The organism is Flavobacterium paronense (assembly GCF_030409795.1).
In the GTDB taxonomy this organism is placed as follows: Bacteria; Bacteroidota; Bacteroidia; order Flavobacteriales; family Flavobacteriaceae; genus Flavobacterium; species Flavobacterium paronense.
In genome coordinates this window covers 478,844-500,357 of the sequence record NZ_JAUFQN010000019.1, presented here as the reverse complement: position 1 = coordinate 500,357, position 21,514 = coordinate 478,844, and the positions used below count along the sequence as shown (strand labels likewise).

At 31.8% G+C, this 21,514-nt stretch carries 23 protein-coding genes; 6 read left to right on the top strand and 17 right to left on the bottom strand.

Annotated features, from left to right (window positions below):
* Window positions 1–11 precede the first annotated feature (11 nt).
* The 4 genes from QWY90_RS03825 to QWY90_RS03810 all read right to left on the bottom strand — a co-directional run bounded on the left by QWY90_RS03825 (window position 12) and on the right by QWY90_RS03810 (window position 3,434).
* Entirely contained in the window at window positions 12–461 is a 450-nt protein-coding gene (locus tag QWY90_RS03825) for a hypothetical protein (protein ID WP_290284533.1), read from the bottom strand.
* Between the two features lie 19 nt (window positions 462–480).
* Entirely contained in the window at window positions 481–1,116 is a 636-nt protein-coding gene (locus QWY90_RS03820; RefSeq protein ID WP_290284532.1) for a hypothetical protein, read from the bottom strand.
* Between the two features lie 69 nt (window positions 1,117–1,185).
* Complete coding sequence (locus QWY90_RS03815; protein ID WP_290284531.1) at window positions 1,186–2,382, bottom strand: hypothetical protein; 1,197 nt, start codon at window positions 2,380–2,382, stop codon at window positions 1,186–1,188.
* An 8-nt stretch (window positions 2,383–2,390) separates the two neighbouring features.
* Complete coding sequence (locus tag QWY90_RS03810; protein WP_290284530.1) at window positions 2,391–3,434, bottom strand: T9SS type A sorting domain-containing protein; 1,044 nt, start codon at window positions 3,432–3,434, stop codon at window positions 2,391–2,393.
* 242 nt (window positions 3,435–3,676) lie between these two features.
* Here QWY90_RS03810 and QWY90_RS03805 point away from each other — a divergent pair, with 242 nt between their 5' ends.
* The 4 genes from QWY90_RS03805 to QWY90_RS03790 all read left to right on the top strand — a co-directional run bounded on the left by QWY90_RS03805 (window position 3,677) and on the right by QWY90_RS03790 (window position 10,395).
* Window positions 3,677–6,514, top strand: a complete 2,838-nt coding sequence (locus tag QWY90_RS03805; protein ID WP_290284529.1) for a sensor histidine kinase — start codon at window positions 3,677–3,679, stop codon at window positions 6,512–6,514.
* A 3-nt stretch (window positions 6,515–6,517) separates the two neighbouring features.
* On the top strand, window positions 6,518–7,261 hold the full coding sequence (locus QWY90_RS03800) for a LytR/AlgR family response regulator transcription factor (protein WP_290284528.1): 744 nt from the start codon (window positions 6,518–6,520) through the stop codon (window positions 7,259–7,261).
* A gap of 233 nt (window positions 7,262–7,494) precedes the next feature.
* On the top strand, window positions 7,495–8,598 hold the full coding sequence (locus tag QWY90_RS03795) for a helix-turn-helix domain-containing protein (RefSeq protein ID WP_290284527.1): 1,104 nt from the start codon (window positions 7,495–7,497) through the stop codon (window positions 8,596–8,598).
* 126 nt (window positions 8,599–8,724) lie between these two features.
* On the top strand, window positions 8,725–10,395 hold the full coding sequence (locus tag QWY90_RS03790) for a serine hydrolase domain-containing protein (protein ID WP_290284525.1): 1,671 nt from the start codon (window positions 8,725–8,727) through the stop codon (window positions 10,393–10,395).
* 8 nt (window positions 10,396–10,403) lie between these two features.
* Here QWY90_RS03790 and QWY90_RS03785 read toward each other — a convergent pair whose 3' ends face one another.
* The 11 genes from QWY90_RS03785 to QWY90_RS03735 all read right to left on the bottom strand — a co-directional run bounded on the left by QWY90_RS03785 (window position 10,404) and on the right by QWY90_RS03735 (window position 17,639).
* Window positions 10,404–11,027, bottom strand: a complete 624-nt coding sequence (locus QWY90_RS03785; RefSeq protein ID WP_290284524.1) for a hypothetical protein — start codon at window positions 11,025–11,027, stop codon at window positions 10,404–10,406.
* Window positions 11,027–12,061: an ATP-grasp domain-containing protein gene (locus QWY90_RS03780; RefSeq protein ID WP_290284522.1), complete on the bottom strand. Its 1,035-nt coding sequence runs from the start codon at window positions 12,059–12,061 to the stop codon at window positions 11,027–11,029. The genes QWY90_RS03785 and QWY90_RS03780 overlap by 1 nt, the downstream gene beginning before the upstream one ends.
* 37 nt (window positions 12,062–12,098) lie before the next feature.
* Window positions 12,099–12,809: an NRDE family protein gene (locus QWY90_RS03775; protein WP_290284521.1), complete on the bottom strand. Its 711-nt coding sequence runs from the start codon at window positions 12,807–12,809 to the stop codon at window positions 12,099–12,101.
* Window positions 12,797–13,285, bottom strand: a complete 489-nt coding sequence (locus QWY90_RS03770; protein ID WP_290284519.1) for a DinB family protein — start codon at window positions 13,283–13,285, stop codon at window positions 12,797–12,799. Before QWY90_RS03770 ends, QWY90_RS03775 begins: the two co-directional genes overlap by 13 nt.
* A 42-nt stretch (window positions 13,286–13,327) precedes the next feature.
* Window positions 13,328–13,717, bottom strand: coding sequence for a DoxX family membrane protein (locus QWY90_RS03765; RefSeq protein ID WP_290284518.1), 390 nt, complete (start codon window positions 13,715–13,717; stop codon window positions 13,328–13,330).
* 50 nt (window positions 13,718–13,767) lie between these two features.
* Window positions 13,768–14,229, bottom strand: coding sequence for a YHS domain-containing (seleno)protein (locus QWY90_RS03760; RefSeq protein WP_290284517.1), 462 nt, complete (start codon window positions 14,227–14,229; stop codon window positions 13,768–13,770).
* A gap of 105 nt (window positions 14,230–14,334) precedes the next feature.
* Complete coding sequence (locus tag QWY90_RS03755) at window positions 14,335–15,234, bottom strand: hypothetical protein (RefSeq protein ID WP_290284516.1); 900 nt, start codon at window positions 15,232–15,234, stop codon at window positions 14,335–14,337.
* A gap of 5 nt (window positions 15,235–15,239) precedes the next feature.
* On the bottom strand, window positions 15,240–15,653 hold the full coding sequence (locus QWY90_RS03750; protein ID WP_290284515.1) for a DM13 domain-containing protein: 414 nt from the start codon (window positions 15,651–15,653) through the stop codon (window positions 15,240–15,242).
* A gap of 88 nt (window positions 15,654–15,741) precedes the next feature.
* The gene (locus tag QWY90_RS03745) at window positions 15,742–16,623 is read right to left on the bottom strand and encodes a helix-turn-helix domain-containing protein (protein ID WP_290284514.1); all 882 of its coding nucleotides are present in this window, start codon (window positions 16,621–16,623) and stop codon (window positions 15,742–15,744) included.
* Between the two features lie 2 nt (window positions 16,624–16,625).
* Window positions 16,626–17,036 carry a DUF1348 family protein gene (locus tag QWY90_RS03740; protein WP_290286923.1) on the bottom strand — a complete coding sequence of 137 codons (411 nt, stop codon included), beginning with the start codon at window positions 17,034–17,036 and terminating at the stop codon, window positions 16,626–16,628.
* Window positions 17,037–17,102: 66 nt separating this feature from the next.
* A complete protein-coding gene (locus tag QWY90_RS03735) occupies window positions 17,103–17,639 on the bottom strand; it encodes a carboxymuconolactone decarboxylase family protein (RefSeq protein WP_290284513.1) in 537 nt (178 codons plus the stop codon).
* Window positions 17,640–17,913: 274 nt separating this feature from the next.
* Between QWY90_RS03735 and QWY90_RS03730 the strand changes: the two genes are divergently transcribed.
* Window positions 17,914–18,471 (top strand): RNA polymerase sigma factor, encoded by a 558-nt coding sequence (locus QWY90_RS03730; protein WP_290284512.1) that lies wholly within the window; start codon window positions 17,914–17,916, stop codon window positions 18,469–18,471.
* A 122-nt stretch (window positions 18,472–18,593) separates the two neighbouring features.
* Window positions 18,594–19,064, top strand: coding sequence for a hypothetical protein (locus QWY90_RS03725; protein ID WP_290284511.1), 471 nt, complete (start codon window positions 18,594–18,596; stop codon window positions 19,062–19,064).
* Window positions 19,065–19,500: 436 nt separating this feature from the next.
* Here QWY90_RS03725 and QWY90_RS03720 read toward each other — a convergent pair whose 3' ends face one another.
* Window positions 19,501–20,178 (bottom strand): Crp/Fnr family transcriptional regulator, encoded by a 678-nt coding sequence (locus QWY90_RS03720; RefSeq protein ID WP_290284510.1) that lies wholly within the window; start codon window positions 20,176–20,178, stop codon window positions 19,501–19,503.
* 112 nt (window positions 20,179–20,290) lie between these two features.
* Window positions 20,291–21,427 carry an acyl-CoA dehydrogenase family protein gene (locus QWY90_RS03715; RefSeq protein ID WP_290284509.1) on the bottom strand — a complete coding sequence of 379 codons (1,137 nt, stop codon included), beginning with the start codon at window positions 21,425–21,427 and terminating at the stop codon, window positions 20,291–20,293.
* Window positions 21,428–21,514 lie beyond the last annotated feature (87 nt).

Genomic DNA, 21,514 nt, shown 5'->3' with positions numbered 1-21,514 from the left:
TTTTTGTCGGTTTAAAGCTGCTGGTTGTTGGTTTTTGTTAGTTCAAAACTCCATTTCAATTCTTCTTTTTGGTTGTCAAATTCATCCATAAAGCACCAATTGTCGCCTAATGCAGTAATATCTGTTATACAATCAAAAGTATATCCTGTCTTTAAATCGCTCGTGTTTTCTGTTCCTGATTTGATAAAATCGCATTTAAAAAAAATGGAGCATCGTCCTGTATTAAATGCGAAAATTTCTCCTGTATTCGTGTTTACCATTACACTGTGCGTGCCTAATGAAAATTTATTTTCTTCGGGAATAAAAGCTCCATAATTTTCAAATAAGATACAACCACCTTCATTATACCCTGAAAACGATTCGGCCCAAGTTTTAAAATTATCTTCTTCAGTAAGTTTTAAAAATTGTATTAGGGTTGCATTTTTTGGGTTGTTTAAAAGTTTATTTAATAGTTCTTTCATTTTTGGACTTTAATCTTAATTATTCCTCCAAATTTTCAGTATAGTTTTTCAGCACCGTTTCAACATTTGGCATCGATTCTAAATGGCTCTTAATTTTATCAAAGAGTTCTGTAAATGTTGCTTCGTTGTTGAGCACTTTTAATGAATATTCATAAGGATATAATGATAAAACTGCACCATTTTTATTGTACTTTAAAGTCATTCCTCTCAAAGGAAATTCGGGTTCATTATCATTATATAATTTGAATTCTAATTGGCTCACGTAGAAATTACTCATTGCCATAGCTAAAAACATAATGATAGCATTATCTTCAAACTGAAATGAATTGCAATACATATGAAACCCTAAGCCTTCGCTTATCGTTTGGTCTAGAGTATTGGGATGCTCTATTGGGCTTTTAATTTTAGGCTCAATGTTGTTGTCTAAAAAATAGCTTTCTATCATTTTTAGGCTTCCATCAAGTACTGAATTTTCATTTAAATTGTTTTCAGTATACCTTTTTGCAAAATATTCTTCGGTGTAAATAGTTTTTACCTCATTTTCTTTATTGGAAGTATTTTTTGTGATATCTATTTTCTCATTATCAATATGAGAATTGGTTTCATTTGCGGTTTCTTCCTTATTGGATGAAAATAATTTTTTAAAGAAATTCATAGTGCTATATTGATACTGTTTTTTTTAATTTTTATGCTTTAACCTTATCAGCTACTGACCTTTTGCCAATCAAAACTTTTGTGCCGATAAGAAAGTCGCTATTCTATCCTCAGCTATTTTAGCGTTTTCGATAGTTTCTGTTTTATCTTGTTTAATTGCGAAAACCATTAGTATTTGTTTATTGTTTTTAGGATGTTTTAAGAAATATACATTTGCAGAACCCCAAGTTTCTCCGGAAGAAAACCCGCAATTGGGTTTCAGTACAATTGAATTAAATTTTAATCCTTTTAGTTGCCCCAATTCAGCAGGTTTCAATATCGCTTCAGACAAATACGATTTATTCTTTTTCCCATCTAATGACGGAATCACTATTTTATCGTTTACACTACACGGCATTACTTTATCCCAATCCGAAAATTTAACTGGTGGTAAGTCACGGGAAATATTTTTATTACATTGGTTGCTTATCGATTGTAAAAAAGTTTCTAATGAATTTTTCAAATCCGTTAGATAATCGTCCTGTGTCTTGTTTTTTACATCAATCGTATTGAAAATAAGTGTGACATAGTACTTGCCTTCTTCAAAATAACATTTAACTACATCCTTACTGGTAAACAGCGGATTTACTTCATCATAAAAAAAACCTTTATACTTTTCCTGACTTACATATTTAACCTGAGTAGCAATAGCACTTGTAAAAGTGGAACCAATTTCTAATAAAGCAATAGAACCATCGGTACTTTCATTCTTAATATTGAACTGAAAAACCGGTACTAAGTCATATCGATATCCATAATGTACCTCTCCGAAAGCATCGACAGTTTTGTCGCTAAACATTAACGATACTTTTACTTTGACCAATTTATTAATCGGGTTGGTCCCGGCTTGTTGCAAAACTGCTTTTAGCGTTGGCGGTGCATTTAACGTAAACCTAAAAGTCTTGTTTTCTCCACCTTCCTGATAAACAACATAGGAGTTTTTGGTGTTTTTGAGCAATTGGTCGTATTCGTTATAGCCTTCTTTTTCGACCGTGTATCCTTCTATCACTTTATCGTCAGTGCCAAGAAGCTCGACATACAATCTGGCTTTCCCTTGTGAATTGGGTTTTAGTAGTACAGGTTTTGCTAAACTAACTTCCATTTTCTTTATGGCGTCTGCTGAGATGGTTTGATTTGCAGTAATTAATTTGTCATTAATCTTTACCAGAATTTGAGCGTTAGCTTTTGTTACCAAAAAAGCAATCAGAATAAATATGATTTTTTTCATTTTAGATTTTAATTTTTAATAATTTTCTTTGTCGCCGTTCCTTCTTGTGAAACTATTTTCATCAAATAAACACCACTCGATAAATCAGCAATATTTAGCTGAATACTAGGTGAATTATCGAAAGTGTTTTGCTTTACAGTTCTTCCATTGATATCCGTTAAAACGACACTTGAAATTCCTTTCCCGTTTTTATTTGAAATCGAAATTTCAGTAGTTGTCGGATTAGGATAAACAGAAAATCCACTTTCATCTGCAACCTCATCAATGGCTAAAGCACTACTCAAAGCAGTAACTTTGTAATTGTCAAAATCAGCTCGAAGTCTATTGGGGGAACCTGTAGTATCTGCAAAAATAGCAAAGTCTATTTCTGCAGGATCTAAGCCAGCACCAGACCCGGTAATTGTTTTTTGTCTAAATATAGAACCATTGGGGTTTTTGATGATAAAAGTAATGTCGCCAGTATCTTTGTTAAATCTCAAGACCAATGTCATCCAAATATTAACTGGAAGTTGGGTAGAAAAATTATCATCGAGATTGTAGTAAAAATTTCCAAAGGTATTATTGGATGTGGAATAACTATAGGCTCTTCCGGTAATAAGCCCAAACTCATTGAATGAAAAACCTGCTAAAACTTTGCTTAGTGACGAATCCAGAATCATAATTTGAATATCATCAGTTCCTCTAACTATAGTAGGTCTTATATAATCAATTTGGAATTCTACAGTATTATTACCTGACGTTCTCGTATTCCACAGTTGCGGAAAATATCTTTTCCATAGATATTTACTTGCAGGTTCATACTGATTCGAAAACCCCTCAATTTCAATACCTTTCGAAGGGTTTCCGTAAGAAGTTGATATAAAGCTATCAATATCGTAACCAATATTTGGAGTTACCCAACCCAACCAATATCCTTGGTGCGAAGCAGTTCCTGTTATATCGGGTGTGAGGTAAAATAAAGTATAATTATCAAAATTGTCAGTGGATATTACTTGTGCGTTTGCCGTTAAAAATGTAAAACCTAATGCTATAATAAGTAGTGTCTTTTTCATAATTTCAAAGTTATAATAACAGTCAAAGTTATTCTGATAACTAAAAGACATCGAGAAAACTATTTAAACGACACCTCTTTTTTAGTAAGTGATTTGATAGGTGTGATAAGTGATTTTTTAATTATGATAAGTGATGTACAATTTAGAAATGACTATTTTATTTATTCTTACTTTTACTAATCCAAAATCAAAATTTGAGACCATATTTCCTTTTTATTTCACTTGTGTTTTCCCAAATAATTTTGGCACAAGATCCTTATTCTATCAACTATTCCATTAATGAAGGGTTTCCAACCTCAACAACCTATTCGGTCACTCAGGACAAAAATGGTTTTCTATGGATTAGCACCGATGTTGGAATTGTAAAGTATGACAGTCATAACTTTGAGCTATTTAATACTGATAGAGGTTTGTCCGACAATGAAGTTTTTCAAATGAAAACTGATTTTAAAGGGCGAAACTGGTTATTGACACTTAATGGCAAGCCTTCCTATATCTATAAAAACAAAATATACAATGAAAAGAATTCTGAATTAGTTAAAAAAATTGCCGGTTCCAATTTGATAATTGATTTTTATCAAGACGAGAAGAATACTATTTATTTTGTTTTTAAAGATGGTAGCATCAAAATTATACAGCCAAATGATACTGTAAAAAAAGTAAACACAAATAAGATCACTACAGTTGGCATGTGGATTTGGGACAAAGAATTTTTTATACTTTCAAGTGCCGGAATATGCAATTTTTCGAAAAATAAAATGGATAGCCAAATTGATAAAATATCTACTTATAGGGTATATCATGATAAGACCAATACTTATTTTAATGAGTTTAACAAACTATATAAAGTTACAGGAAGTAATCAATTTAAACTAATTGCAGCAATTCCAGACAAACAAGAAATCATCAATTTATATGTTGAAAACGAGAATAAAATATGGGTGTGCTCCAGATTTGGATTGTATTTATTTGAAAACAACATTTTAAAAAGAAAATTCTTTGAAAACTATAGTATCTCAAGCCTGACCAAAGATTTTGAAGGGGGTTATTGGCTTACTACTTTGACTAACGGAATAATTTATGTTCCTTCTTTTGATGTATTTAATGATAAAATTAATACTGAAAAACCCCTTAAAATTAACTGCATAACTATTAATAAAAAAAATGAAATTTGGTTAGGTGGTGATAATAATGACTACTATATAAAGAAAAACGGCAGCATTGAAAAGAAAACAATTTTTAATCAAAAAAGAGTTGACAAAATCAACAATATTAGATTCTTTAACGACAAAACCTATGTCGTTGGAAAACTTGGGGTTATAGAAATTGATGGAAAAGGGAATGAGAAAAAACTTAGGGTTGGTGCCAATGATATTTTAATTAAAAAAAATGATGTTTTTGTTGGCTATACATTTATTTATAAAATTAAAACCAAAAATTTATACAATATTACGTCTAATTTAATTAGTTCAAACAACCTGATAAGCAAGCGTGCCACCGTTTTGTGTGATGGTGATAACGATAACATTTGGATTGGAACTAACTTTGGATTATATCAATACAACCCTAAAGATTCTATTACTTACTTTGGAGAAAGAAATGAAAAACTCGATACATCAATAGCAGATTTATACTATGACACCGAAAACCACACGCTTCTTGTAGGTTCCAATTCTAAAGGTATTGTTACAATTAAAAAAAATCTGGTCCAACAAAAAATAACTAAGAACTCAGGACTTAACAGTAATACTTGTAATGCCATAAAAAAAATTGCCTCAAATACGTATCTCATCGGAACTAATAATGGTTTAAACTCATTGCTGATTAAAAATGACAACACTTTTGAAATTAGAAATTTGAATGCTGTTTTAGGAATAAAAAACAATAGGATTTACGACATCGATTATCTTGACAACATTGTTTATTTGGCAACAGGAAACGGACTATTGTCTTTTGATTACAGAAACATAACTTCTAAAAAATCGAAACCAAAATGTTTAATTATAAATCTTAAAAATCAAAACAACACTAAAAACAACAACTTTGTTTTTCAGTATAGCAAAAGTGACATTAGTATTGAATACAATGGCATTTCCTATATTAACCAAGGTAATTTGACCTACTATTATAAATTAAACGGGAAAAACGACACCTGGTCAACAAGTACAGAAACCAAAATCAATTACAACTCTTTACCTGCCGGAAAATATACTTTTAGTGTTTTTTGTCAAGATGGTTCTAATACAAAAAGTGAGGTGGAAATTATTTCATTCGAAATCTTACCACCGTTTTGGCAGAAAGTTTGGTTTATTCTTTTAATGCTATTGGTAGTTGGTTTTCTTATTTACTCTTTCATAAAATACCGATTAGAAAGACAAAAGAAAAAATTTGAAATAGAAAAGAAAAACATCCAAATAGAACGAGACAAGGCGCAACTCGAAAAACAAATGGTAGAATTAGAGCAAAAAGCACTTCGCCTCCAAATGAATCCGCACTTCATTTTTAATGCACTTAATACTATAAAAGGCTATTATTCTGAAGGCGATGTCATCAATGCCAGTTCTTATATTTCAAAATTTTCGAAACTTTTGCGGATGCTGTTGGAAAACACTGAGCAATTAATTCCTTTATCGAAAGAAATCGAAATGCTTGAAATCTATATCAACCTGACTAAAATTCGATATAAAAACAAATTTGAATACGAACTTATTGTTGATGAAAGTTTGAACACCAATGAAATTTCAATTCCAACACTATTACTCCAGCCTATAGTTGAAAATGCTATCATCCACGGATTGGCGCCAAAGGAAAATAAAGGAACCTTAGTTGTGCGATTTTTGCAAAAGGACAACCAGTTAGAATGTAGTGTAGAAGATAATGGCATTGGTAGAGTTGCTTCAAAAATGATTCAGAAAAACAAAGAATATCAATCTAAAGCATTAGAAATAACCAAGGAACGATTGGAGTTGTTAGATACAAATATTGGAAAATCGACAATTGATATCGTTGACCTAGAAGTCAATTCAATTCCATCAGGAACAAAAGTGATTATCACCATTCCTTTAATATCAATTTGGTAAACTATGAAAGCATTAATTATTGAAGACGAAGCACAAGCTATTTCTGCCTTAAAATCAGAACTGGAAACCCATTGCAAAGATGTCACCGTTATCGGCGAAGCAAAATCAATAAAAGAAGCAATAGAAAAAATAAAATCATTAGAACCTGAGCTAATTTTTCTAGACATTCAGCTTTCGGACGGATTGGGTTTTGAAGTATTGAATCTATTTAAAGAAAATAATTTCAAAGTAATTTTCACAACGGCTTACAGTCAATATGCGATAAAAGCGATAAAATTCAGCGCACTCGATTATCTATTAAAACCAATAGATTCGGATGAATTAGTTACTGCGGTAACTAAAGCGATGAAAAGCTCAAAAGATACAGAAGGTATTAAAATTGAAAATTTCATCCAAAACCAAAATGAAATTCCGGCCAGGAAAAAAATAGCACTCAATACCTCGGAAGGAATCACAGTTTATGAACTTGAAAACATCATAAAATGCACCGCTGAAAGCAACTATACCTGTCTTTATTTTTCTAATGGAAAAAAAACATTAGTATCCAAAACACTGAAGGATTTTGAAGATTTATTATGCACCAGCGGTTTTGAAAGGATACATCATTCGCATATAATTAACCTAAACCACTTGCTTAGTTTTGTTAATAAAGACGGTGGTTATGTAATTCTTTCTGACAAAAGTACACTTCCGGTTTCTCAAAGAAAAAAATCGAATTTAATTGGTGCTTTGGGTAAATTAGGGTAATTCCTTTTGTAATACTTTCTAGAAAACTTAGTTACTCTTTTTGTTGGTTATCAATTGACACAAAGTATTTACTAGTTAATGTAATAAAGGAAACGCTTCTTATATAGAGGAAGAGTTTATCAGAGTAAAAAGAGCTGAAAGTTTTTATATATTAGCTAAAATATAAAGCTGGTTTAGTACTACTATCAAAAAGTTGGCGGTGATACTATCCGAACAGCAGTAAAAAATAATAAATGACTGAAATACAATTATTAAATAGCATAAGTAGAATAGTTGTTTTTCTTTTGCTGTTTTTTTCTTTTTTCTTGTTGACTGTTAGGGGTAATAAAAAAAAATCCAATCAATTATTTTCTGTTTTTTTACTCCTGGTAGCAATAGATATTAGTGCTTTTTTTCTAAATGATTGGTTATCTAAACATCTATTTATTGAAACTTTCCGCATTACTTCCTCTCTACTTCAAATGCCTGTTTTCTATTTTTATGTGCTTTCTGTTTGTTATACTAATTTTAAATTAAGAATTAACGATTTAATACATACCCTTTTATTCATCTTTTTCTATTCTTTTCTAATAGCAAGTGATTATTCAAAAAAAGCATTTCTGGTTTTTCAAATAATAAGTGAAATTCAATATTTCTTATACATTATATTGATATTCATTGCCTTAAAAAAGTATAAAAAGATTTATTTAGAAAATTATACCAACCCTGAACACCTCAATTATAAATGGTTAGTACAAATGACTAGTATTCTTTTATTTGCCCATTTATTTGTGCTTTCAAAATTCTTCATTCAATTTACAAATAACATTAATTTGATCTTACTTTTAAACGTTATTGTTATTATTTCTGCATTACTAGTTTCTAGTTATTTTGTATTGAAAGCTTTACACCAACCGCAACTATTTAGCGGAATTGAACAAAACAATACGCCAATATCAAAATATATAAAAAAAGAAACTAAAATAATTACTTCTGAAATCACTTCTGAGAATAATGAAAAAATAAAATTATTAGAACAATTTATGACTGAAAAAGAACCTTTTTTAGATCCAGATTTAACAATTCAAAAACTGGCATTACAAATTGATTTTTCGCAGAAAGAATTGTCAACGCTAATTAATCATCATATTGGAAAACATTTTTTTGATTTTATAAATGAATACCGAGTTTTAAAAGCAATGTCGATTTTAAAAAATCAATCACAAAAAGATATAACTGTTTTAGAAATCCTTTACCAAGTAGGATTTAATTCAAAATCATCCTTCAACACTGCTTTTAAAAAACATAGTCCTATGACTCCAATAGAATACAGAAAACAATTTCTTTCAAACAAATAGAAAAAGTACTACTTGCATAATAAAAGTCGAACCCTATTAGTAAAATAAAATGAGTTCGACTTTTTTTAGTCGGTCGCTTTTATAAGATATACAATGCAACTTTGCTTTGAATTTTAAAATAATCTTATGAAAACAACTTATTCCCTATTATTTATTCTATTGCTTTTTCAATGTAGTTATGTAAACTCCCAAACTAAAAATAGTAAAGAAAACCCATCAGATAAAGTTGATGCATTAATTGCAAAATACAACTTCAAAAATGGTCCGGGATTTTCAGTTGCTGTTATAAAGAACGGTGCTATAGTTTACAAAAAAGGGTTTGGTATTGCTAATTTAGAATATGGAACTCCAATTACGCCAACAACAGTTTTTCAAATTGCCTCGGTATCAAAACAATTTACAGCTTTCGCAATACTTCTTTTGGAACAAGAAGGTAAATTATCATTAGAGGACGATATAAGAAAATATCTTCCCGAAATGGTTGATTACGGACATAAAATTACATTACGCAATTTAGCAAATCACACAAGTGGCATAAGAGACAATACTGCTTTAGCCAATTTAATTGGAACAAATGAAGCCGATCTGTTAAGTAATGAGCAAGCTGTAAAACTAATTACAAGCCAAAAAGGCTTAAATTTTATACCCGGAGAAGAATATGAATATTGCAATTCGGGTTACATTTTATTAGCCGAAATTGTAAAAAGGATTTCAGGTCAATCTTTCGCAGATTTCGCAAAGGCAAAAATTTTCAATCCATTAAAAATGAAAAATTCTCAAGTGGTTGATGACCCTGAAACTATTATAAAAAACAGAGCCTACTCCTATCATAAATACAATAACATCTATTGCAAAAGCATCCTCAATCATTCATTTGTTGGTTCTACTAATTTAAATACAACTACCGAAGATTTATGTTTATGGACAATGAATTTTGAAAAAAAGAATATTGGCAATGATGCCATTTTTAATAAAATGAAAGAAAAAGGCAAACTGAATAATGGCGAACTCATTCCTTATGGATTAGGAATAGAAAATAGAACATACAAAGGTTTAAACGTACTATTTCACGGTGGTGGCGATGCCGATTATGGTTCTTATATACTAAGAATTCCAGAGCATAATTTTTCAGTTGTATTTTTATGCAATTCCCATCTTTTTCACCCACTTGATTTTGTTTACAATATTGTAGATTTTTATTTAAACGACAAAGAAACCAAGACAAATTCAAAACCTATTTTTGATCAAAATTTGCTTAAAAGTTTTGTTGGCGATTACGAAGTTTTTCCAGGATATATAGTTTCTATAAGTAAAGAAAATGATACACTATTTCATTTAGCAAAGGGCGATACTATAAGTAATAGAGTAAAACTTATTCAAACAGGCGACTATGAATTTACATATCCAAATCTACCACACAGCAAATTTGTATTCAACAAAACCAACGGACAAATAACTGAATTTCTAAAATGGCATATCTCTGACTTCTCATACAAAGGCAAAAGAATTGAAATAAAAGAATTTGATACAGAAAAAATAAACCTTAACGAGTTAGTTGGTTTGTATTATAACGCTGAATTGAATACTACCTATAAATTTATCATCAAGGAAAATAATTTAATTGCAACACATTCCAGAAACAGCGATGCTATTTTTACAGCTTTTCAGCCTGATTTATTTGTTAGCAATTTAGGAGAAATTGAAGTCATTAGAAATGAACAAAATAAAGTTATTGGTTTTTATTTAATGACACAAGGAATAAGAAAAATAAAGTTTGAAAAAATGAACGACAAATAATTATCCTTTTAAAAATACTTTCTAAAAAATTGAATCGCCTGAAAAATACCAAGCCCAAGAAATAGTAATGGAATTATGATTTGCATTAAATACTTAGACAAAAAATCAACATTTGTTGCAAAATAATGAAGTGATAAAATTAGTGCCAACATGCCGCTGAACGTTCCTGCAACGGTACCAAAAACATAAAAGTATTTCCTTGATTTTGAAACTTCGATATACTTGCCGTTTAATAGATATAAATTCCAACCGGTCCAAAACGGAATCTGAATAAAATTCAAACAACTCAATACGATTCCCAAAACAAAGGGTGAATAATCAAACGAAGTGGAATAGTCAGTTTTTGAATTTGCACCAAAGTAAAAAACAGAGGCTAAAACAAGCATAAACACAACTGAGAAACCTTCGATATATTTCGTTAGCCTTTTGTTTTCAGCCAATTTTTTTGCAAAAATTAAAGTAAAAAAAATCACTAAAAACTCAATACAAATTACGCCCAGCAAATACCAAATTGTTGGTTGAAGTCCTGATTTTTGAAAAACTTGAAAACCAACCACATTTAAATAGCCTAACGGAATGGAACCGATAAAACTTACCAAAAAACCAACGAATATGTTTTTGAGGTTTTGCATTAAAAATTGACAATTTTATTACTTTGTTCCAAATGCAATCTGTATTGCTCCATTCCAACTTTATGCGACAAATAAGGAAAGCCGCGCTTGTGATTTTCAACGCTGATTTGAAACATATACTTGATATGACGTGCCAATTCCTTCCAAGCAAAAAACAACGAATGTTTTGGGTCATAAATGTGCGTTGGTTCACTTGCTGCTCCGTTTAATTCGACTATAGAAAAGTTTTTCCCTTGCTCCAACTCTTCCCAAGTGTTGTACATCAAATCCATTCTGCCAAAATAAAACTCGGAAATTTGCAAACACATTTCGTCTATAACCTTAGTCAATTCTGGCGAAATTAAATGACTATAATCAAGGAATTTGGCACCACGAGCATGATTGCCATAAGGCACTAAATTGCGCTTTTCGCCTTTGGCTAAAATAGTTTTTAGCTGACTGCCATATTCTTTTTCAAGTGCTTTTAATTGGAATTCGTAACGCGGATTAACTTTCAACAATTCTTCAATAGTTGAACAACCATCGCCTTCAATGATTAAAAATTCTTTGGCTACAATTCCTGTGATTTTTCCATGTTTTTCATTTGGAAAACGAACATAAAAAATTCCGACTTCATTTTCATACGGAATCAAATCCTGCACTAAATAATCGAAATTGGCTTTGTTGTGATAGGCTTTCAATTCGGCTAAATTGGTTACTTTTTTTACTGCCGAACCACGAAGACCAATATCGGGTTTTACGATAAATGGAAAATGAATTTTTGAAGTTTCAAGTATTGTCTCAACTTCATCAAACGGAATTTTCTCTTTGATGAATTTTGTAATTGGATAAAACTTTTGTGGAATCAAATCATAGATTTCTATTTTACTATCCATAACAAAACCGCCATTTTTCATCGTTGGATTACAAGCGTTGAAAAAGAAAATAGTTCTGGCTTTCAAAGCATAAAATGCCCATAAAAAATAAATAGGAATATATACAATTTGGAAAGGCCAATATTCCCAATGGAACAATTTATGGAGAAATAGTCTCAAATTAATATTTAGGATTTGGGATTTAGGAATTGAAAAATTATACTGATATAAAGGTATTCGAAAAATCTGTTTCAGCAATCAAATCATTGTAGTGAATTGAAGCTTTATTTTTTTCGATAACTGCCTGTGTGATGCTTACTGTTTTTAAAGTATCATTTCTATTGATAACCAAGCCATGTTCGGTGTTTTCTTCTTCGGTATATCGATGAAAATTGAATAACTCTTCTTCGTTAACTTCCGGCTTTGCATCAAGAAAAGTATAAAACCAATTGGCTCTTTTTTCTCTGATTTCTTTTGAATACAAAGTTGATGAAGACCAAATATGACTTTGATTTACATCTAATTCAATGGCACATTTTTGGATTTCATTCCATTGTAATTGATATAGTCTTTGATTTTCAAAAAGAACTAAAGTAAAAGGTTCTATATTTTCCAAATCGATGTTATTCCATTCAGCAATTACCGATTCGCAGCTAATGAGTTCGAGCACTATCAACCCACGACTTTTCCGGTAACTTTCTTTGAGAATGTGTTTTTCATCAGCACCATTTAAAAGTACTACTATGGTTGAAAACTCGTCAATAGCAAACCAAGTTCCTCCAGCTTTTTTATCTTTTGGAAAGATGATTGTTTTGTTTTTGACATTATAATTTTTGGGTTCAACAGCACTTGGTCTTAGTATTTTTTCATCACGATTAGAAGTGATAATTATTTTACTATTGGCATTGACAAAACTTACTGTGCACATTGCTTTCGGTATTCAATTGTAGAGCGAGCCACACCAAAATTAGCATCAATTTGCAAATGTTCTAACTGCAAAACGGCCACTTTTATTAATGCCTGGTGATGAATACAGTGCTCTAAATTATATAATAACTCTCTGAAATAATTGCTTTCAATATGCAATTCTTCTTCATCTACCATTTGTTCGAGCAGTAATTTTTTATTGTCTTTTTCTAATTGCTTTTTGATATCAGCTATACATTTCAAAGCAAAACTAGTGTCGGTTTGAATTCGGTAGTCGCGATTTCTTTTATCATAATTTACTACTCCAAGATCATATTGATTTTCCAAACATTGAAACATCTCAATAATATGTCGTGTATGTTCGCCAATGGTTGCATTGCTCAAACCTTTACAAGTCAAAGTAAAATCGTCATTAGAAAGCTGATTTAACAACAACTCCAATTCATTTAAGGTTTTGTATAAAGAGGGTATGAGCATATCTTTGTTATTTTCTTTATTAATTACGAATTAAATCTAATTTTAGATTTTTAATAAAAGTAAATCTGGAATTTTATTTCTATTCTTAACAATTAATATAGTACAACAAAGTAAAGTAATTATTGCCAAAGTAAATAATTCTCCTCCATCATTTTTTACTTCGATTCCCAACACAAATAAGTGTGAAAAAATAGCGCCAAGCATTGTTCCTGCTCCCATTAATGCGCCAAGTAATGTTGTGCGTGGAATCAGAATCAAAATTGAAGCAATCAATTCAACTATTCCAGAACCAATTCTACCAAAAGGTTCGATGCCTAATGTTTGGAAAATATAAACGCTTTCTTCTGCTCCGGAGAATTTAAAAAACAACGTTTGAACAAGGATTGCCACTGCTATTAGTTTTACAATCCAAATAAATATTGGGTTTTTCATGATTAGATTTTTTTGCTGGTTAGTTTTTTTTTATTAGAATTAATGGTTTATTAATTGATGAATTTTTTCCAGTTCGCATCTGCCTTTTTATTGAGATTAGCCTCGTCTTTATTCCATGATTTCAAAGTATTATTGAAATAGGCGTTGTAAAACAAAAACAGTTTGCCATTTAGAATTTTAAAAGTTCCAGGATCAACTTCCACTTTTTCACCATTGGATCCCATAGCGTAAGCACACCAACCGCCATATTGAGGTTCGTAGCTAGCAGGAGATTTGGTAAAAGCATCTTTGTTTGCTTGTGATGAAAAATAATAGGTTACACCTTCAAAGGCTGTAGCCAATTCTTTCTTTCCTTTCACAGCTTTCTTTTGTGTAAAATAAGCAACAGGATCGTAACCCTGAATGGCTACTTTGTTTTCTAAATTGAATTCTTTTATTCTTTTTGCTGCAGTTTGCGCAAAACTTATTGTTGACGATAACACAACGAATAAGATTAATATTGATTTTTTCATGATTTGTTAAATTTAATTATTTTTATTGATACAAAGATAAAGTGGTCATAAAAAGGGTTTTGTCTGCTACTTTACTTTTAGGGTAAAAAAGTTATTTTTTATTTATTAAAATGAATATTGATACTGCAATCCGAGAACAAAACTTCTGGTTAAACCGTCTGGACGAACATCTCTAACTACAAATGGTGTTGCTAACGAAAGTTCTATACTACTTTGTTTACTTAGATTGTATGACGTTATTAGGTTTCCGTTTATGGTCAAACCATCCGAACCGTTAATGTTTTCTCTTTGGCCAAAAATATTTTCATAACTGTCTTCTCCAAGATGATAAATGAAAAGCACATTGGGCTTGAACATGAATTTTTTATTAGGCGTTTTTATCGAATAGGTTGCTCTTACTAAGGCGTCCGATTTTCGCTCGAACAAGTTAGTTGACGGAAAATCACCTGTCCCACCATATTCTTTGAAATACGAATTCTTATTCAAATTGACCACCGGAATTTGAAGTGCTGCATTAAAATCCCATTTTTTATACTTGAAATTGGTTCCCAAAAACATATCGACAGTTCCCAAACTCGATTGATAATCTAACGGCAAAGAGTAGCCATTAATTTTTAGATTCGAAGCCGTAAACGGAAACTTCCATCCCAGCAAAACACTCCATTGCTTTTTGTTTATTTCTTTAAAAGTATAATTTCCTATTAGGAATGCATCGCCAAACTGACTTCGAGTACCAAAACTTCCATGAGCTGTTGAAAAAGTGACTTTACTCGTAAAAGAAAATCGGTCATTGAAACGTTTGGTATACGAGACATAAGGAGAAACATAGCGTACATCCGATTCGCCTGCACCAAAAATAGTGGCAATTTCAATATGGTTTTTAAAACTTTTTTCTTCGGTTGTAAAACCGTGGTTTATAGAGCAAATTCCGGCATCACTGCAACCTTGAGCGTTAATTGTGTTGATCGAAAATAAAATTGCTCCTACTAAAAGTATCTTTTTCATATTTATTAATTTGATGTTAGTTCAGCTATTGCAAACAAATGATTGTATTGCTGACAATGAATAAGCACATGAGAATACTCGGCAACGTTAACCGATTGTGGAATTGGATAAACCGTTTGAGAAGTCAGATTTCCGAGATTGATAAATTCGTTTGGGGTAGCTGCTTTTGACAAATAGACTTTCAAATCGGGACCGCTAGAAATGCTAAAATTTTCTAATTGCACTTTGTATTGGTTGCCTTCCAAGTAAATTTTGGCTTCACCAATTACGTCTATTCCAGATGTAGGGACAAAGGTTCCATAATATTTTAACTCCGCAGTCGGAATCACTACTATATCTTCTCTGTCTTTGGTTAATATTCCTTCTTCCTGACAGGAAAAAAACAGAAATAAAATGGGAAATACTAATAGTTTTTTCATAATCGATTTATTTTGATAGTACAAAGCTAAATCTATATGAAATGGGGAAATGTCGGGTAGTTTACATTGGGAGTAAAATTCTTTGAGATTAACTCATCCCTCGGGCAAAACCAACCGTATCGCGATACATTTGAGGAGAAATGGCCACATTGTTTTTAAAGAAACGGCTAAAATAATGTTCGTCGTCATAGCCTAATTCAAAGGCAATTTCTTTTACAGCTTTATTAGTGAGATACAACTCTCGCTTGGCTTCAATGATAATGCGTTCTGCAATTAAATCGGTTAAGGTTTTATTGAAATGATTTTTAGTGATTTTAGCTAATGCTTTTGGTGAAATGTTTAACAAATCGGCATAATCACTAGCCGAATGTTTGGTTTTATAATGAAGCTCAATATAGCTTTTTAAATTTTGAAGAATAAAAGGTGCCGAGTTATCATCAACTTGAGAAAGTTCTTTGGGTTGTTGTTCTTTTTTTAATCGGGACGCTGTAATAAGGAAGATTTTTAAATAAGAAACTAATAATTCATATTGCGCTAGTGCAGGATTTTGCATTTCAGTCTTCATTTGTTCAATAACCATATTGAAAGTTGCTTTAGCCGTTTCATCAATGAATACATAAGGTGGTTCGTAAATATTATTAAACAAAACTCCATTACAAGCCACTTCGTTGTGATGCTTAATGATACAAAAAAAATCGGGATGAAAATGAATAACTACACCTTCAATAGCATCAACAGCAGTTAACATAAAAGGCTGATACGGGGCAAAAGCCAACAGTTGATTTTCAGTAAAATCATATTCAGAGAAATCTACTTTTACTTTACCACTACCCTTTTTAATCCAAATCAAAGAATAATAATTTAATCGCTGAATGTGGTCAAAGGAACTGTTTTCTTCAAACGAAAAAAGTTTGAAAGCCAGGTTTCCGGTTTGCGGATTTACTAAAGTAAAGGTGTTTTTATCGGTCATTGTTATAAATGTCTTTCTTTTTCTTCTATTTTCAAATCATTGATACTAGCAAACCGCTTGCGCATCAATCCGTTTTCGTCAAACTCCCAGTTCTCATTTCCATAGGCACGAAACCATTGCCCTTCTGCATTTCTATATTCGTATTCAAAACGAACTGCCATTCGGTTTTCACGAAAACCCCACAACTCTTTTTTGAGTTTGTAATCGAGTTCCTTTTCCCATTTTCCTTTCAGAAATTCTTTTACCGCTTCGCGACCGTTTATAAAATCGGTTCTGTTTCGCCATTCGGTATCAACTGTATATGCCAAAGCAATACGTTCGGGATCTTTGCTATTCCAAGCCTCTTCTGCTAATTGTACTTTTTGAAGTGCCGTTTCCATGTTAAATGGAGGAAGTGGTAATTTTTGTTCTATTGAGTTCATAGTGATACAATTAAAAAGCAAACCAATTCAAGACGAACTGGTTTGCTAATTTATGAATTATAAAGTTGGAGCTAAAGGGAAATCAACAGGAACTTTTGTCAAGTTATGAAAATAGTTCATTGCGGTTTTATCGCTTATTTGCAAAATCAAATCTACCAAATTTTCGTTAGTATACCCTTGAGCAAAAAAGGCATCCACGATATCTGAATTAGCATTCCCTCTTGTTTGGGTAATTTCAGCAGCCAATTTTACTAAAGCATCTAATTTAGCATCGGTACTTTTCCCTCTTCTGATGTCTAACAATTGCTCGTCTGAGAAACCATTCATTTTTCCAATAATGGTATGAGCACTTTGACAGTAAATACAATTGTTTACTTGACTTACGATTAAGTTAACGGCTTCTTTTTCTTTGTTAGAAAGCGATGTTTTAGCATTTTGGTAAGCTAAGTATTTTTCTAACCCATTTTTTGAATAGGCAATCGTTGCATATAAGTTAGGGACGAAACCTAAAGCTTTTTGTAAATTATCAAAAATTGCTTGGTTGTTTTCTGATACTTGGTCTCTGGTTGGAACTGAAAATGTTGTTGTAGTCATTTTATTTATTTTTAAAATTTGATTGTCGATATTGACAGTACAAAGATGCGACAGCTTTCAATGTTGTAAAATGGAGGATTAACGCAAGGTGATGGACAATTTTCCTAAATCAATAATCAATATTTCTTCTGAAATCAATTTACTGTTCTGTTTTAAAAAATATCTTTGTTTAAAAATTAAAGGCTACTAAAAATAAATTTGAAATAAAGGTGATTTTATATTACCCTATGGTATTAATACATATTGACAGTATTAATCATAAATTACAATTTGTATGGGAATTAAAAATCAATCCGATCAAGAAACTTTTCTAGGGCTTAAATCAAAGGACAACTATGCTTTTGAAATTTTATATAAATTCTATTACCCATCGGTAAGGAATTTTATACTAAAGAACAATGGTAATGAGGATGATGCTAAAGATATTTTTCAAGAAACAATTATCGTTTTATTAGAAAAAGTACCTAAAGATGACTTCCATTTAACTTCCTCTCTGAAAACATTCATCTTCGCGATAAGCAGTAATCTTTGGTTAAAGCGATTAAGAGACTGCAATAAAATGGTGAAATCGGAAGTTGGTATTTATGAAAAATACTTAATTGATTATGAAGAAGCGGAAGAGGAAATTCATCACTCTAACTCCAACAAGGTTGTTTCTTTATTTAAGGCTGTAACCAATAAATGTATTGTGCTGCTGAGAGCTATTTTTTATGATGATAAAGACATCGATAGCATTACCAAAGAGTTTGGTTATACCAACAAACACAATGCACAAAACCAAAAATACAAATGTTTGGAGCAAGCCAGAAAAGGCGTTGAAAACCTCAACTAAATACCTAAATCTATTTTAAAGAAAGCGAGTTATTCAAATAGTTCGCTTTTTTTATTTTCAATTAGGTGATTAAATGGAGTGTATTGGTATTAACTACTATATAACAATTTAAACAATTTAAAATGAAAAAATTAAGAGTAATTATGGCCGCTTTTTTAGTAGCAACAAGTTTTGGAAGTATAGCACAAACGATTCCACATTCAGAAAATCCAAAATTGATTGCTGTAGTAAACAGTGCCAAATGGTGTGGTGTGTGTAAAGCAAATGCAGCAAGATTCAGTGCTGTTTTAATGCCTTATGCTGCAAAAGGAGTAAACATTTACATGAATGACATTACTAATGAAACGACAAAAGAAGCTTCTAAAAAAGAACTAGAAAAAGCCAATGCTTATGTTGCCGTGTCTACAATTCCTAGAAAAGGAATGGGAAAAATGCTTAAAGCATGTGGATTAGCAAGTGACAAAAAACAAACACAAGACGTTTCTGGTATTGTAACTTTTATTAACCCTAAAACGCACAAACAAGTAAAACAGTTGAGTATTGCAGAATCTGATGAAGTAATGACAGCAACTATTAATTCCCTTTTAAATTAAAAAGTATGAAAAAGAAAACAAAAATCCTTCTTACGATTATATCAGTAACTATGATGGCAATGTGTACCTACTACTTTTTCGGATAAAAATTAGCAAACAAAATGAGAGAGTCAGTAAACATTTGGGGGATTAAAGAATTTGAAGGCGATGGAAAAAGTTGCCCTATTGTTCCAACAAACTTGCCTTTTCATAAAAAATTTCTTTTATTTTTCTTTCGCTTTGGCATTTGTCCGGTTTGTGTTACTATGAGTTTGGGATACACTCTAAAAAAGTCATTGAAAAAAATTGCGAATCAGTAAAATAATAATAAACTAATGTGCTTGTATTAGGCTTTGCCTTTGCAGGCACTTTTTTATTAATAGCCATTGACAAGGTTAAAGATGCGACAGCTATAAACGCAAGGTTATGGACAATTTTCCTAAAGAAATTTTAGAAACTATAGTTTGGAAATATCCTCAATAATAATTTCTTTTCGGCCATAATGCATCAAACCATTTTCTTCTAATTCATTTAGCAATGAAGTAGCCGTTTGGCGGGAGGTACAGATTATTTGCGCTATATCGTTTTGGGTAAGGTAATTTTCGATGATGACTCTATTTCCAACCTGTTTGCCATCACGTTCAGCCCAGTCTTTCAAAAAGGTTAGCAAGCGGGTTTTAGCGTCTTTGGACATCAAATTGGAATAATTGTTTTTGATGCGTTTCATTTTGAGGCCAACAAATTTAGTATAAGACAAGGCTAAACTTGGATTTCGTAACAACAAATCTTCAAAATCCGACATCAAGAAACTACAAATAATAATATCATCGGTCAAAGCTTTGGCATATTCATTAGAATTTCTGTCATTGTCTAACTCCAGTTCTCCGAACAAATCTCCTTTTTGAATGATATCCTTAACCGTTTCGTTTCCTTCTTCATCTACAGAAACAATCTTAATGTTGCCCTTTTTGAGTAAAAAAACGCGAGGTACATCAGAAGAAGAAAAATAAATGACATCTCCCTTTTTAGCTTTTTTAAATCCAGTAATGATACACAACTGCTTAATTTGAGACATGCTCAAGGTCCAAAACAATTTGTGATCACGGAGGTACCAATATTTTAGTTCTTCATACATAAGGTAAAAGTACTATTTTTTTCAATCAAAAAACCCTTTCGTTGCTGAAAGGGTTTAGTGAGTATTAATTTAAAACTTAAATAAAGCAGTTCCTCAAATATATAAAAAAATATTATACCAATCCACGAGAAATTACAATTCTCTGAATTTCTGAAGTTCCTTCATAAATCTGAGTAATTTTTGAATCCCGCATCATTCTTTCTACATGATATTCGGCAACATATCCGTTTCCTCCGTGAATTTGAACTGCTTCATTGGCCACTTCCAAAGCAATTTCAGAAGCGTATAATTTTGCCATTGAACCCGAATGTGCAATGTCTTTTCCTTCGTCTTTTTCACAAGCCGCTTTCATAATCAAAAGCTTGGCTGCTGTAATTTTTACATACATATCGGCTAATTTGAATGCAATCACTTGGTGTTTAAAAATCTCTTTCCCAAAGGCTTTTCTCTCGTGCGAATATTTTAAAGCCAATTCATAAGCGCCAGTTGCAATTCCGAGTGCTTGTGATGCAATCCCAATTCTTCCGCCGTTTAACACGTTCATCGCAAAGTTAAATCCAAATCCGTCAGCTCCAATTCTGTTTTCCTTAGGAACTTTAACATCGCTAAACATCAACGAATGTGTATCGCTTCCGCGGATTCCCATTTTCTTTTCTTTTGGACCAATTTCAAATCCGGCCCAACCTTTTTCAACAATAAAAGCATTGATACCTTTGTGCCCTTTTTCGACATCAGTTTGTGCAATGACTAAGTATGTTGATGCTGAATTTCCATTGGTAATCCAGTTTTTGGTTCCGTTTAGCAAATAGTAATCGCCCATATCTTTGGCAGTGGTTTTTTGCGAACTCGCATCACTTCCCGCTTCCGGTTCAGATAAGCAAAATGCTCCGATAACATCCCCTTTTGCCAAAGGCACTAAATATTTCATTTTTTGTTCTTCCGAACAGTATTTTTCCATTCCGGCACAAACCAATGAATTATTCACCGACATGATAACCGCAGCCGAAGCATCCACTTTAGCAATTTCGGTCATCGCCAAAACATACGAGACACTGTCTAAACCTGCTCCACCATACTTTGGGTCAACCATCATTCCTAAGAATCCTAATTCCGCCATCATTTTGACTTGTTCTGTTGGGAACTTAGAATGCTCGTCTCGTTCAATTACGCCAGGCAATAATTCTGCAACAGCAAAATCTCTCGCGGCTTGTTGAATCATTAGCTGTTCTTCGGTTAAATTAAAATCCATAGTTGTGAAGATTTATGTTTGTTGTTTCCTTAATTTTGGTGAGCAAAAGTAGAATATAAAAGTCAAAATTTCAAACGTTTTCGTAAA

Coding starts and splice junctions, on each gene's coding strand:
- QWY90_RS03825 (WP_290284533.1), bottom strand. CDS start 461: ATGAAAGAACTATTAAATAAACTTTTAAACAACCCAAAAAATGCAACC.
- QWY90_RS03765 (WP_290284518.1), bottom strand. CDS start 13,717: ATGAAAAACCCAATATTTATTTGGATTGTAAAACTAATAGCAGTGGCA.
- QWY90_RS03715 (WP_290284509.1), bottom strand. CDS start 21,427: ATGGATTTTAATTTAACCGAAGAACAGCTAATGATTCAACAAGCCGCG.
- QWY90_RS03810 (WP_290284530.1), bottom strand. CDS start 3,434: ATGAAAAAGACACTACTTATTATAGCATTAGGTTTTACATTTTTAACG.
- QWY90_RS03745 (WP_290284514.1), bottom strand. CDS start 16,623: ATGACCGATAAAAACACCTTTACTTTAGTAAATCCGCAAACCGGAAAC.
- QWY90_RS03790 (WP_290284525.1), top strand. CDS start 8,725: ATGAAAACAACTTATTCCCTATTATTTATTCTATTGCTTTTTCAATGT.
- QWY90_RS03800 (WP_290284528.1), top strand. CDS start 6,518: ATGAAAGCATTAATTATTGAAGACGAAGCACAAGCTATTTCTGCCTTA.
- QWY90_RS03735 (WP_290284513.1), bottom strand. CDS start 17,639: ATGACTACAACAACATTTTCAGTTCCAACCAGAGACCAAGTATCAGAA.
- QWY90_RS03815 (WP_290284531.1), bottom strand. CDS start 2,382: ATGAAAAAAATCATATTTATTCTGATTGCTTTTTTGGTAACAAAAGCT.
- QWY90_RS03730 (WP_290284512.1), top strand. CDS start 17,914: ATGGGAATTAAAAATCAATCCGATCAAGAAACTTTTCTAGGGCTTAAA.
- QWY90_RS03795 (WP_290284527.1), top strand. CDS start 7,495: ATGACTGAAATACAATTATTAAATAGCATAAGTAGAATAGTTGTTTTT.
- QWY90_RS03750 (WP_290284515.1), bottom strand. CDS start 15,653: ATGAAAAAACTATTAGTATTTCCCATTTTATTTCTGTTTTTTTCCTGT.
- QWY90_RS03720 (WP_290284510.1), bottom strand. CDS start 20,178: ATGTATGAAGAACTAAAATATTGGTACCTCCGTGATCACAAATTGTTT.
- QWY90_RS03755 (WP_290284516.1), bottom strand. CDS start 15,234: ATGAAAAAGATACTTTTAGTAGGAGCAATTTTATTTTCGATCAACACA.
- QWY90_RS03760 (WP_290284517.1), bottom strand. CDS start 14,229: ATGAAAAAATCAATATTAATCTTATTCGTTGTGTTATCGTCAACAATA.
- QWY90_RS03775 (WP_290284521.1), bottom strand. CDS start 12,809: ATGTGCACAGTAAGTTTTGTCAATGCCAATAGTAAAATAATTATCACT.
- QWY90_RS03770 (WP_290284519.1), bottom strand. CDS start 13,285: ATGCTCATACCCTCTTTATACAAAACCTTAAATGAATTGGAGTTGTTG.
- QWY90_RS03785 (WP_290284524.1), bottom strand. CDS start 11,027: ATGCAAAACCTCAAAAACATATTCGTTGGTTTTTTGGTAAGTTTTATC.
- QWY90_RS03820 (WP_290284532.1), bottom strand. CDS start 1,116: ATGAATTTCTTTAAAAAATTATTTTCATCCAATAAGGAAGAAACCGCA.
- QWY90_RS03725 (WP_290284511.1), top strand. CDS start 18,594: ATGAAAAAATTAAGAGTAATTATGGCCGCTTTTTTAGTAGCAACAAGT.